Annotated in this window: 11 protein-coding genes; 2 read left to right on the top strand and 9 right to left on the bottom strand. The window is 70.8% G+C overall.

What is annotated here, in order from left to right; translation table 11 throughout:
- Positions 1-185 precede the first annotated feature (185 nt).
- The 3 genes from ACPW96_RS19100 to ACPW96_RS19090 all read right to left on the bottom strand — a co-directional run bounded on the left by ACPW96_RS19100 (position 186) and on the right by ACPW96_RS19090 (position 4,662).
- Positions 186-1,925, bottom strand: a complete 1,740-nt coding sequence (locus tag ACPW96_RS19100; protein ID WP_425821085.1) for a circularly permuted type 2 ATP-grasp protein — start codon at positions 1,923-1,925, stop codon at positions 186-188.
- A 74-nt stretch (positions 1,926-1,999) separates the two neighbouring features.
- Positions 2,000-2,326 carry a CU044_2847 family protein gene (locus ACPW96_RS19095; RefSeq protein WP_425821086.1) on the bottom strand — a complete coding sequence of 109 codons (327 nt, stop codon included), beginning with the start codon at positions 2,324-2,326 and terminating at the stop codon, positions 2,000-2,002.
- 11 nt (positions 2,327-2,337) lie between these two features.
- Complete coding sequence (locus tag ACPW96_RS19090; protein ID WP_425884975.1) at positions 2,338-4,662, bottom strand: CHAT domain-containing protein; 2,325 nt, start codon at positions 4,660-4,662, stop codon at positions 2,338-2,340.
- A 196-nt stretch (positions 4,663-4,858) separates the two neighbouring features.
- Between ACPW96_RS19090 and ACPW96_RS19085 the strand changes: the two genes are divergently transcribed.
- Positions 4,859-6,475 (top strand): molybdopterin-dependent oxidoreductase, encoded by a 1,617-nt coding sequence (locus ACPW96_RS19085; protein WP_425884974.1) that lies wholly within the window; start codon positions 4,859-4,861, stop codon positions 6,473-6,475.
- On the opposite strand, the gene rocD is transcribed toward ACPW96_RS19085, so the two are convergent.
- The 5 genes from rocD to ACPW96_RS19060 all read right to left on the bottom strand — a co-directional run bounded on the left by rocD (position 6,472) and on the right by ACPW96_RS19060 (position 10,524).
- A complete protein-coding gene (gene rocD, locus ACPW96_RS19080; protein ID WP_425884972.1) occupies positions 6,472-7,695 on the bottom strand; it encodes an ornithine--oxo-acid transaminase in 1,224 nt (407 codons plus the stop codon). The two genes, ACPW96_RS19085 and rocD, sit on opposite strands and share 4 nt — an antisense overlap.
- On the bottom strand, positions 7,692-8,597 hold the full coding sequence (gene ddaH, locus ACPW96_RS19075) for a dimethylargininase (RefSeq protein WP_425884970.1): 906 nt from the start codon (positions 8,595-8,597) through the stop codon (positions 7,692-7,694). The genes rocD and ddaH overlap by 4 nt, the downstream gene beginning before the upstream one ends.
- A gap of 123 nt (positions 8,598-8,720) precedes the next feature.
- Entirely contained in the window at positions 8,721-9,833 is a 1,113-nt protein-coding gene (locus ACPW96_RS19070; RefSeq protein ID WP_425884968.1) for an NAD(P)-dependent alcohol dehydrogenase, read from the bottom strand.
- Positions 9,830-10,054: a helix-turn-helix transcriptional regulator gene (locus tag ACPW96_RS19065; protein WP_425821091.1), complete on the bottom strand. Its 225-nt coding sequence runs from the start codon at positions 10,052-10,054 to the stop codon at positions 9,830-9,832. The genes ACPW96_RS19070 and ACPW96_RS19065 overlap by 4 nt, the downstream gene beginning before the upstream one ends.
- Complete coding sequence (locus ACPW96_RS19060; protein WP_425821092.1) at positions 10,054-10,524, bottom strand: hypothetical protein; 471 nt, start codon at positions 10,522-10,524, stop codon at positions 10,054-10,056. The genes ACPW96_RS19065 and ACPW96_RS19060 overlap by 1 nt, the downstream gene beginning before the upstream one ends.
- Positions 10,525-10,573: 49 nt before the next feature.
- On the opposite strand from ACPW96_RS19060, the gene ACPW96_RS19055 reads away from it, so the two are divergent.
- Complete coding sequence (locus ACPW96_RS19055) at positions 10,574-11,056, top strand: nuclear transport factor 2 family protein (RefSeq protein ID WP_425884966.1); 483 nt, start codon at positions 10,574-10,576, stop codon at positions 11,054-11,056.
- 237 nt (positions 11,057-11,293) lie between these two features.
- Here ACPW96_RS19055 and ACPW96_RS19050 read toward each other — a convergent pair whose 3' ends face one another.
- Complete coding sequence (locus ACPW96_RS19050) at positions 11,294-12,349, bottom strand: DUF222 domain-containing protein (RefSeq protein WP_425884964.1); 1,056 nt, start codon at positions 12,347-12,349, stop codon at positions 11,294-11,296.
- Between the last annotated feature and the right edge of the window lie 131 nt (positions 12,350-12,480).

The raw sequence follows: 12,480 nt of genomic DNA, 5'->3' as shown, positions 1-12,480 counted from the left end.
CCTGGTCTCTGAGCGAGCGGAGCGAGTCGAAGGGTCGGCGATGCGGCTCAGCATGCTGCACCGTCCAGGGTTGGTCCCTGAGCGAGCGAAGCGAGTCGAAGGGTCGGCGATGCGGCTCAGCATGCTGCACCGTCCAGGATTGGTCCCTGAGCGAGCGGAGCGAGTCGAAGGGTCGGCGATGCGGCTCAGCATGCTGCACCGTCCACGTTTGGTCCCTGAGCCTGTCGAAGGGTCGACGCCTCGACATGCTCGGCGACCGGGCGTTGAGCCTGCTGCTGCTGCTGCTCCTGCTGCTCGATGCGGGTGCGAGGACGGTCCTGGGGCGAATGCGAGACGGCCGGCTGGCCGTCGTAGATGATCGGGATGGCGGCGGTGATGGTCGATGCCTGGTCGGCGACCAGACCCGGAAGGCCGTTGCCCTGGCCGTACTCGACGTGCCCAGGAGCTGACCCGCCCACGATCCAGGTGTCCTTCGATCCGCCGCCCTGGCTCGAGTTCACGACGAGCTGCCCCTCTGGCAGCGCGACCCGGGTCAGGCCGCCGGGCAGCACCCAGATGTCGTCGCCGTTGTTGACCGCGAAGGGACGAAGGTCGGCGTGGCGGGGTCGCATCCCGTCTTCGACGAGCGTCGGGATCGTCGACAGCATGACGACAGGCTGCGCGATCCAGCCCCGTGGATCGGCCAGAAGGCGGGTGCGGAGCTTCTCGAGCTCGGCGGGAGAGGCATCCGGCCCCACGACGAGACCCTTGCCGCCGGAGCCGTCGACGGGCTTGACCACCAGCTCGTCCAGGCGGTCGAGCACCTCTTCGAGCGCGCCCGGATCCTCGAGGCGCCAGGTGTCGACGTTCTTGAGGATCGGCTCTTCGGAGAGGTAGTACCGGATGAGCTCGGGCACGTAGGTGTAGAGCAGCTTGTCGTCGGCGACGCCGTTGCCGACGGCGTTCGCGATCGTCACGTTGCCCAGGCGCGCGGCGAGCATGAGCCCGGGGGCGCCGAGCATCGAGTCGGCGCGGAACTGCAGCGGGTCGAGGAAGTCGTCGTCGACCCGGCGGTAGATGACATCGACGCGCTTGGGTCCGCGGGTCGTGCGCATGAAGACCTTGCCACCCGCGCAGAGCAGGTCGCGGCCCTCGACCAGTTCGACGCCCATCAGGCGGGCGAGCAGCGTGTGCTCGAAGTAGGCGGAGTTGTAGACGCCGGGCGTCAGCACGACGACGTTGGGCTCCTCGACTCCTGGCGGCGCGGAGGCGCGAAGCGCCGCGAGCAGCTTGTTCGGGTAGTCGCCGACCGGGCGCACGCGCATCGAGACGAACAATTCGGGCAGCGTCTGCGCCATCACCCGGCGGTTCGATATGACGTAGCTCACCCCGCTCGGCACGCGCACGTTGTCTTCGAGCACCCGCATCTCGCCGTGTTCATCGCGGATCAGGTCGATGCCCGACACCTGGATGCGCACGCCGTTGGAACTGTGGATGCCGGCCGCCTGACGGTAGAAGTACTGCGACGACGCGATCAGGTGCGCGGGCAGCACCCCGTCGCGCACGCAGTACTGGCGCCCGTACGCATCGTCGAGGAACGCCTCCAGCGCGCGAACGCGCTGCTTGACGCCCGCCTCGATGCGCGACCACTCCTCGTACGCGATGACCCGCGGAACGGCATCCAGCGGGAACGGACGCTCCTCGCCGGCGAAATCGAAGGTGACGCCCTGCGCCAGATACGAGCTCGCAAGCGACTCCGTGCGCCCGCGCAGCTCTTCCTGCGTCATCTGGGCGAGCGCCTGGTAGAGCTCCCGGTAGGCCGATCGGGATTCGGCCGGAGCACCGGGATGCTCCGGGCCGCCGAACATCTCGTCGAACGCGGGGATGCCCCCCGTGGTCTTGCGTGGCGCGAGTGTCGACCCGTAGCCGTCGAACAAGTCACCCATGTGGAGAGCCTAGTCCGGGGTGTGTTGCCGCTGTGTTTCGGCGTCGGGCGGGGACCCTCCTCGGCCGAGCCGCCTCAGTCTCGCCTGTTCCAGACCATCAGAACCCGGAAGTTGGCTGTCGCGCTGGCCGAGATGAAGGCGCCGACCCCCGTGCTCAGCTGGATGCCGAATTCGACGTGGAACTCGTCCGGCTCATCCGCGTAGGACCGCAGCTGCCGCACCATCGACCGCACGGCCGGTTGCACCTTGGACAGCGCGTCATCCAGCCCCTGCTCGGCCCGGGTCACCACCTCGCGCGAAGGCAGCCCGCGGGTCACGACACCCCCGGGCATCCCGTCCTCCTCGGTGACCTGCACCGTCACCTCTGAGCCGTCCTCGGTCGTGTATGTCACAAGTCGCATGATGCTGCTCCTCAGTCGGTGGTCGGATCGACGGTCCTCTGAACCGTCGCCTGCCAGGCGCCGCTGTTTCCGGGCAGACCTACGTCGTTGATCCCGAGGTACAGCTGCCCGGCTCGGGGGCACACGTAGGTGACGTCGGAGCCGACGAAGAAGGGCTCGTTCTCGTCCAGGCTTCCGATGAGACTGGCGGTCGCCACGCCCGGGAGCTCGTCGATCCCGAAGGGCAGGTAGACGGGGTCGGGCGATCCGTCCGGCGCGAGCAGGCCGTCAGGCGGCACGGTGGAATTCGGATTGTCCTCGTGCAGGATCGTGCCCGTGGCGGTGATCCGGAGCTCGTCGCCGATGTCGCACGTCACACCGGACGGCGTCCACGCGGCCGCCGCGGGAACGTCCAGCTGGACCGCCGGGTAGGTGGAGGGGGAGGCCGCAGCCGACGGGGTCGGTCCGTCGGCCTCCGCGGTGGAAGCGGGATCAGGGGTGAGAGCACCCCACAGGGCGATTCCGGCCCAGGTGAGCCCGGCGAGCACGAGGACGGCGGCGACGCCCAGGATGATCGGCAGTGCCGGCACACGTCGCCGGGGACGCGTCTCGCGCGGCGCTTCATCGACCGGAGGAACGGGAGGACCCGCGGCAGCCGGAGTCTCGGGACCGGCAGCAGCCGGAGCGACAGGCGGAGCCGCTGTAAGGGAAGTATCCGGCGCAGCGGGAGGAGCCGCAGCTGCGGGAGGAGGAGCTGCAGCAACCGGAGCATCCGCATCCGCAACCGCAGGAGCAGCCGCCGCAGCCGGAGCATCCGGAGCGAGGGGCGCAACCGGAGCAACCGGAGTATCCGGATCCGCAGGGGCAGCCGCAGCAACCGGAACTTCCGCAACCGCCGGCGCACTCGCAGCAACCGGAGCATCCGGAACGTCGGGCACCGGGCCGGAACCTTCGTCGGGCACTTCGCCGACCACGGGGCCGAACCCATCGCTCTGCGCCTCACCGGGCGACTCGCCGGGCACCGGGCCGAAGGCATCACCGGCCACCTCGCGGGCCACCGGGCCGGTCGCCGGTCCGGTCGGGGGGCCGAATCCATCGGCCGGCACCGCGCCGAGGGCGCCGCCCACCGCTGCCCCGCCGACGACCGCTGCCCCGCCGACCGCCGCGCCGCCCACCGCCGCGCCGTCAACCGTTGCGGCGCCGACATCCGCACCGCTCACAGCACCACCCTCCTCGGCGACACCGCGTACCAGGGGCACGGCGTCGAGGAGTCGCGTGTCGTCTCCGCGCAGATACAGCACGGGGGTGACCCATTCGAGCGTGTCGCGGTTGGTTCCGAGGATGCCGATCCGTCCGCTGCGCACGGCATCCCCGAGTCGGCGGCCGCTGGCCAGCGCGACGTAGAAGCCGCGGGCGAAGGCCAGCGCGGCGTAGTCGCTCACCGCGAACTGCATCGCCACGACGGAGTGGACTCCGCTTCTCACGAGTGTGGCCGCGGTGCCGGCGAAGAGATCGGTGGTTCCGGTGGCTCCCGATTCGCACGAGTTGAGCACGACGAGCCGCGGCGTGGGTTCGGCCTCGTCGATGAGGTCGGCGAGGCTGCTCGCCGGCACGTAGTCGGCGCGTCCCTCTCGGCCGACGAGGGCGATCAGGCCCTCATCGGACTGAGGGTCATACCCTCCGTGTCCCACGAAGTGCAGAACGTGCCACGGCTCCCGCAGCAGCTTGTTGTGCAGTCCTCCCCAGGTCACATCCTCCAGCCAGCTGAGCTCGACCCGCCCCTCCCGCAGATGATCGTGCAGCGCCGCCTCGAGACGTTCTCGCTCGGCTTCCACGTCGAGCGCGGCGAGGCCGCGCGGCGACGAGATGATGCCGAGGATGCGCAGGGGGGCACGCACGGAGGGGATCTCCGGAGCGTACGGCGAGGAGACCCGGCGGATGACGGCTCCCTTGCGGCTCAGATATCCTCCGACCTCCGGATCGTAGAGCGACTCCCACGGCAGGGCGGCCAGCTCGGGGGCCGTGAGGCGCAGCGTCAGCTGCGTGACCATCTCGCGCTCGGACGCCACCGCCACACTGGCCCGGTACACCCCGGCGATCCGGCCGGCGAACACCGTCTCGAAGAGCCGCACGCCGATCGCCTGCAGCGCCGACTCCCTGCTGGTCAGCACGCGACGGGCGGACACTGCCGATGCGAGGATGCTCGACTCGAGCTGCGGAAGACCCGCCAGGATCCCATCGACGTCCAGGACGATCGTGGCCGACGGCTCCCCGCCGGCGAGGGAACGCACGACGTGCACCGCGTACGAGCCCGGTTCAGGCCCCGGGGCTATCTCGAGTTCAACGACCGCGTCCATGTCCGTCGAATTCGTCGCCCGACGAGCCCCGCACGCAGTTGCCTCCCACACCCCTGTCCGAGAACATGGCCACACCGTACCACCGGGCGACTCGCGGCGAGCCTCCGGCGGACACCGGCCCCGGCGACGGCGGCGAGCGTCCGACTTCCGCGCCCCCGCCGGCCCGGCGGCGCGCTGCGCGGCCTAGGCTCGGAGCGTGGCGCTGAACCGCACGACGCGGACCACACTCGCGGCCGCGTTCGCGGGTGTCGCCTCGGCGGTGCTCGGCGCCGGCGTGGGCGAGCTTTCCGCGGCCCTGATCGCCCCGGAATCCAGCCCGTTCGCCGCGATCGGCGGCGCACTGATCGACGCGGCGCCGCCGTGGGCGAAAGACACGGCGATCGCGCTCTTCGGCACGGCCGACAAGGTCGCACTGCTCGTGGGAATCGCGATCGTGCTGCTCGCCGTGGCGGCCGGCGCCGGCATCCTGGATCTTCGCCGCCCGCCGTGGGGCCGCATCGTCTTCATCGTCATCGGGCTGGTCGGGGCGGTCGCCGCGATGACGCGCGCGCAGGCCGCCGGATTCGCATGGCTGCCGTCGATGCTCGCCGGCGCGGTGTCAGCGGGTGCGCTGCTGCTGATCCTGCGGCAGAGGCAGAAGACTCCGGATGCCGCCACCGGCGACCCGGGCGAGACCGGCGCGCCGGGCGAGACCGGCGCCCCGGGCGACACCAGCCCTTCGAGCGCCGCCGGCGCCCCTGACCCGGGGCGCCGTCGCGTGCTCGTCTGGGCGGGGTCCGCGACAGCCCTCGGTGTGCTCGCGACGCTCGGCGCCACCGCCGTGCACGCCGGCACCCGGGGCATCACGGTGATCCGCGAGGCGCTGCGCCTTCCGGCCCCGGCCGTCGCCGCCCCGCCGGTGCCGGCGGCCGCAGAGCTGGACATTCTGGGGCTTGCGCCGGTGATCACACCGAACGAGCGGTTCTATCGCATCGACACGGCGCTCGTCGTGCCGCAGGTCGACCCAGCCACCTGGAGGCTGCGCATCCACGGCATGGTCGAGAATGAGGTCGAGCTCACGTGGGACGAGCTGCTCGCGCTGCCGCTCGAGGAGAGCGTCACGACGCTCGCCTGCGTGTCGAATGAGGTGGGCGGTGGGCTGATCGGCAATGCGCTGTGGCTCGGCTACCCGATCCGCGAGCTGCTCAGCCGCGCGAAGCCGACTGCCGATGCCGACATGGTGCTCTCGCGCTCGATCGACGGGTTCACGGCATCCAGCCCTCTCGAGGTGCTGACCGACGACCGCAACGCCATCCTCGCCGTCGGCATGAACGGCGAACCGCTGCCTGTCGAGCACGGCTTTCCCGTGCGGATGGTGGTGCCGGGGCTCTACGGCTACGTGTCGGCGACGAAGTGGGTGACCGAGCTCGAGGTGACGCGGTTCGACGAGCAGCGCGCGTACTGGACCGACCGTGGGTGGTCGGAGCGCGGCCCGATCAAACTGGAGTCGCGCATCGACGTGCCGGCCGGCGGTCAGGGCCTGAGGGCCGGCGAAACTGTGATCGCCGGCGTCGCCTGGCAGCAGCAGGTCGGCATCGAGGGCGTCGAGGTGCAGATCGACGAGGGTGAGTGGCGCCCCGCGACGCTCGCCACCGCCATCTCGAACGACACGTGGGTGCAGTGGAGCATCCCCTGGACCGCGAAGAAGGGCGACCACGTTCTCCGGTGCCGCGCCACGAGCAAGGCCGGCGAGCTGCAGACCGAGGAAGAGGTGGGCGTGGTGCCCGACGGCGCCACCGGCTGGCACTGGCGCACGGTGGCGGTCTTCGACTAGCCCTCCAGCACCAGGCGCAGCTGCTCCACGGCCCAGTCCAATTCCGTCGAGCGGATGACGAGCGGCGGGGCCATGCGGATGGTCTGACCGTGCGTGTCCTTCACGAGCACTCCGCGTGCGAGCAGCCGCTCCGCGACCTCGCGACCGGTTCCCGCCGCGGGGTCGATGTCGACGCCGGCCCACAGGCCCGCGATGCGCACGCCGGTGACGCCGTGGCCGAGAAGCCCGTTCAGGCGCTGCTCGAGGTGCTCACCCAGCGCCCGGGCGCGCTGCTGGAACTCGCCGGATGACAGCATCTCGACCACGCGGAGGCCCACGGCCGCGGCCAGCGGGTTGCCGCCGAACGTCGAGCCGTGCTCGCCCGGGCGGAGAACCCCGAGCACGTCGGTGTTCCCCACGACCGCGGAGAGGGGAAGGATGCCGCCGCCGAGCGCCTTGCCGAGCAGGTACAGGTCGGGCACGACGCCTTCGCGGTCGCACGCGAACGTCTCGCCGACCCGGCCGAGGCCCGACTGGATCTCATCCGCGAGGAAGAGCACGTTGTTGCGCTCGGTGATCTCGCGCACGGCGCGCAGGTAGCCCTCCGGTGGGACGATGACCCCGGCCTCGCCCTGCACCGGCTCGAGCAGCACCGCGGCGGTGTTCTCGTCGATCGCAGACTCGAGAGCAGCGGCGTCGCCGAACGGCACCGTCACGAAACCCGGTGCGTACGGACCGAAGTCGTCGCGGGCGGACGCATCGTCGCTGAAGCCCACGATGGTCGTCGTGCGGCCGTGGAAGTTGCCCCCGGCCACCACGATCATCGCCCGGTCGGGCGTGATGCCCTTGACCCGGTAGCCCCAGGCGCGGGCGACCTTTATGCCGGTCTCCACCGCCTCCGCGCCGGTGTTCATCGGCAGCACGAGGTCCTTGCCGCAGAGCTCGGCGAGTGCCGCGGCGAAGGCGCCGAGGCGATCGTTGTGGTACGCCCGGCTGGTCAGGGTGAGGCGGCCGAGCTGCTCCTGGGCGGCGGCGACGAGAGCCGGATGCAGGTGCCCGAAGTTGAGCGCCGAATAGGCGGAGAGCAGGTCGAGGTAGCGCTTGCCCTCGACATCCGTCACCCACGAGCCCTCGCCCCTGGCGATCACGACGGGGAGCGGGTGATAGTTGTGCGCGACGTGCTCCTCTTCGGCCGCGATGATGCGGGCGGTGTCGGCGTCGATGTCTGCGACGGACGTCATGACGCGCCGCGCAGCTCGAGGGTGCAGCACTTGATCCCGCCGCCCCCGAGCAGCAGCTCGGAGAGGTCGACGAGCACCGGGTGGTAGCCGCGTTCGCGCAGCTGCCGCTCGAAGCCCTTGGCGCGGGGGGAGATGATCACGTTGCGGCCGTCGCTCGCCGAGTTGAGTCCGAACACGGCGCCGTCCTCGTCCGAGACGTGGATCGCGTCGGGGTAGCGCTCGGCGAGGAGCGCCTGGCTCTCCGCGTCGAACGCCGCCGGCAGGTAGGCGATGTTGGCGCGCTCCGGGCCGCCGTTCTCGACGCCCTCGACCGGGTCGAGGACGGCGATCGCGGTGTCGAGGTGGTAGAAGCGGGGGTCGGTCAGGGTGAGCGTGAGAACCTCGCGGCCGAAGATCTCGCCGATCTCGCGGTGGCTGTCGCCGGTGGAGCGGAAACCGGTGCCGGCGAGGATCGTGTTCCCGACGAGCAGGAAGTCGCCTTCGCCCTCGTTGACCTCTTCCGGCACGCGCGTGTCGAAGCCGTTCGCGCGGAACCACTCGATGAAAGGGCCTTCTTCGCCGGCGCGCTCCTGGAAGCGGAACTTCGGGCCGTACGCGATGCCGTCGATGAGGAACCCGCCGTTGGCGGTGTAGACCATGTCGGGCAGCCCGTCGACGGGGTCGATCAGCTCGACCTCGTGGCCGAGCTCGATGTACGTGTCGTACAGCGCCTGCCACTGCCGGACCGCGAGGGCGGTGTCGGTCGGGTTCGCGGGCACCATCCAGGGGTTGATGGTGTAGCTGACCGTGAAGTGCTCGGGGCGGCACATCAGGTAGCGGCGGCGGTGCTGCGTGCGGGTCACAGCAGCGGCCGACTCCGGTCCCTGAGCCGGTCGAAGGGCGGCGATGTTCTGCGTGGACATGTGTGCTCCTCTGGAAGGGGCGGCGGACGCTGTCCAGGGGCCAGGCGGCCCTTCGACTCGCCGCGCTTCTATGAAACAGCGCGGGAGGAAGGGTGCGACTCAGGCACGCCAGCACCTATTGTCTCACGTCGGGTCCTCCGGGGTGATCAGCACGACGACCTTGCCGACGGTGTGGCCGGCATCCACGTGCGCGAGCGCCTCGCGCGCCTCCCCGAGGGGCCAGGTGCGCTCGATGACCGAGCGGATGGAGCCGTCCGCGGCGAGGGCCGCGAGCCGGCTCGTGACGTCGGGCTTCGTGACCGCGGCGAGCGGGCGGATGCGGCGGCCGCGGCCGCTCGGGGCGAGCAGCGCCGCGCGGAGCATGCGGCCGATCGGCCCCAGGACCCTGCCGCCCTCGCCCGAGACCAGCACCAGCGTGCCTCCGCGCTGCTTCCGGGAACCGGGGCGCAACAGGGAGCGGAGGGCGCGGAGCGGGGCGGTTCCGGCGATGTCGATGATGACATCGAAGGATGCCGGGGGCAGAGCCGAGGCATCCGTCTGCGTGTAGTCGAACGTGCGGGACGCACCGAGCTGCTCGACCAGCCCGCGGCTGCGGGCACCGCAGAGCGCCCAGACCTCGGCCCCGCGATGGGCGGCGAGCTGCACCGCGAAGGTTCCGACGCCGCCGGATGCCCCGATCACCAGCACGCGCCGGCCTTCGGCGACGCCGCCGCTCTCGATGGCCTGCCAGGCTGTGCCGCCCGCGAGCGGCAGGGCGGCGGCGGCGATGGGACCGAGGTTCGCGGGGCGCCGCACGAGCCGGGATGCGGGAGCTTTCACGTATTCGGCGAGGCCGCCGCCGGCCAGCTCGCCGAGCACCTCGTCGCCGACGGCGAGCTCGACGACGTCCGGCCCGATGGCGGTGACCGTGCCGGCGACATCCCGTCCCCGCGTACGCTCCTTCGGCCGGCGAATGCCGAAGAAGAGCCGCAGCAGCAGGGGGTCACCGCGCATGATGTGGGTGTCCGCGGCGTTCAGGGACGTGGCGCGAACCCGCACCAGCACCTCGTCGTGACCCGGATTCGGAACGTCTGCGCGGACCACGTGCGCGGTGTCCGGACCGCCGTAGTGGTTCTGGATCCAGGCGTCCATCGTGCGGGTCCGGGTGGGAGTCGCGCCGGCGTTCGGGGTGGGGCTCGGGATGGCGTTCGGAGTGGCGTTCGGAGTCTGGTCGGGTGCGGGGATTCGGGTGCTCATGAGGGGTGTCCTTCTGGGTACTGGAAAAGGGTGTCGAGTCCCACGCCGAAGACGCGGGCGATCTGGAACGCCAGCTCGAGCGACGGGGAGTACTTCTCCTGCTCGATCGCGATGACCGTCTGGCGGGTCACGCCGATGCGCCTGGCGAGTTCGGCCTGCGTCATGCCCTGCGTCTCGCGGACCGCGCGGATGGAATTGGTGACCTTCGTCGGCTTGACCATCACGGCATCCCCCGGCGGTAGACGACGATGCGGGTGAGTCCGCCGAGGAACGCCGAGAGGAAGAATCCGAGGAAGATCGCGTTGCCGATCCAGAACCACGGTCCCTCGACCATCGCGAGGACGAGTGCGACAAGGCCGCCGATCACCATGAACGCCTGACCGACGCGGTCGCCGAGCTGCTCGATCTCCCGGTCTCGGAGGTCGGCGGTGTGCCCCGCCTCGGGATTCGCCATCCCGGCGAAGATGCCCCAGAGGATGCTGAGGACGATCGAGACGATGATCGCACCGACGATCGTCCAGATCATGGGCCACACCCAGTCGATCTCGCTGACAGGCGTGGTGGCAAGCTGCGGGAGCACGATCGCGAGATAGACGGCGGTTCCACCCGCACTCGCGATCAGCTGGGCCCAGGTGTTGCGTTCGGCGTATCCCATGATCGCCCGCCCTTCGATGTCTAAAATGTTTGACACAGATGACGGTACGCCCTCTGGATCCCTGTGTCAAGAATTCTTTACACCAGTGCGAAGAGCCGCGGGCCCGGTGACGCCACGGGTGACGGCGCGGGGGCTGGGGCTCGGGCTCGGGCTGGGGCTCGGGCTCGGGCTCGGGCTCGGGCGACGGCACAGTGGACAGCAGCGGCACAATGGAGGGGTGAATCCCGAAGACCTCGTCGCCGCCTACCTGGCGGACGTCTCGAACGAGGCAGACCCCGATCGACGTCGTACGGCGATCGAGCGTCTGTTCGACGAGAACGTTCGGTACGTGGATCAGGACGGTGCGGTCGATGGGCGAGAGGACTTCATCCGACGCATCGATGCCCTCGCGGCGATGATGGGGCCGAGCACCCGGTTCTCCCTGAGGAGGCCGGTCCAGCACGCCGACGACGCCGTGCTGTTCCATTGGCAGCTCGGTGCACCAGGAGAAGATCCCGTTCTGGCCGGGAGTGACATCGCTCTCGTCAGGGATGGTCGGATCTCCCGCCTTTACGCGGTCCTCGACTAGCGCCGCGAACGACCGGTCGCCGCGTCGTGACGTCCCGACCGGGCGCCGCGCCGCGACGACCCCACCGGGCGCGGCGTCGTAACGTCCGGACCGCGCGCACGTCGTGACGACCCGACCGTGTAGCCGCGTCGTGACGACCCGACCGTGGCGCCGCGTCGTAACGATCCCACCGGGCGCCGCGTCGTGACGGCCCGACCGGGGCGCCGCGTCGTGAAGACCGGACCGTGGCCACGTGACTCAGAAGGGCGGCGGATCGGCGCTCGTGGTGTATCCGGTCGGACTGGTCCACGCGATGTCTCCGGTGACCGGATCGCGCGCCATCGCCCAGAGGCTTTCGTGCTTGATCGTGTGGTGACTCCGGCAGAGCGGCGCGAGATTGTCGTCGCGGGTGCCACCGCCGTATTGCCAATCGATCGAATGGTCGACGTCGCATTCGGCGGACGGCCGGCGGCAACCGGGGAAGATGCACAGCGGATGCCGCACCCCGAGCCATCTGCGGAGCGCTCCGGGAACGCGGTAGGCCCCGCGGTCGACATCGAGCACCGTCCCTGTCACCGGATGAGTGAGCACTCGGATCCACCACGTCGCGCCTGCTGCGAGCCGTCGCGCGGTGTCCAGATCGATCGGGCCGTAGCCCTCGAGCATGGCCGGCTCCCCGCCGTGACCGAGCAGTGTGAGCGCGGGGATCGTTATCGCCACGGATGCGACGACGCCGGGCCGTCGGTCGGAACCGGCCGGGTGGCCGGAGCCGGGAACTCCCGCCGTCTCGCCCCCTGGCCCCTTCCGACGCTCGCCGCCGCCACCGCCCTCGATCTGCGCGCGGACCCCTGAAGCACCTGCGTCGCCGTCGTGCGCGCGCTCATTCGCGGCCTCGCCGTGCGAAATCAAGTCGGAGAGGGCGTCGGCGCGGAGTTGCGCGAACGTGCCCGTCTCGCCTTCGCACGAGCTCAGGTGGCGCGCCGCAGCGGTCACCCGAGCAAGCGCGGCGTGGGCGTCGACCGCGGGCATGAAGGCGCCGACCGTCGCCATCCCGTCGAGCTCCGGCGTCACCCAGACCCGCCGGTCTTCCGCTGCCCTGCGGTGGCGGACCTCCACCGACTCCGGGTGCAGACGTTCGCGAATGACCCGCGCGCGGATCCGGAACTTCCCGCCGTCAAACGACTCGGCCGACGCAGCGACCTGGGCGTCGAAGCGGTCCCACGCCTCTCGTGCGTCATCGGGAACGCTGCCGGCGAGCTGCGCGGCGGTGACCGCGTTCGCCTCAGCGATCCGGCCGACAGAAATCCCTCCCACACCCGCGGGCACCGCCGCTTCAGGGTTCCAGCGTTTCCTGCCCGGGCGTGCACCGTCCCTTCCGCGATCCGCAGTCGCACGGCGATGTCCGCGCCCGCGGCGCGCATCGCGACCTCGCTTCTCGTTCGGCG

The sequence above is a fragment of the Micromonospora sp. DT81.3 genome, from assembly GCF_049847225.1.
Classification (GTDB): Bacteria; Actinomycetota; Actinomycetes; order Actinomycetales; family Microbacteriaceae; genus Microbacterium.
The sequence above is the reverse complement of the archived record's forward strand: the minus strand, read 5'-3'. Positions and strand labels throughout refer to the sequence as shown.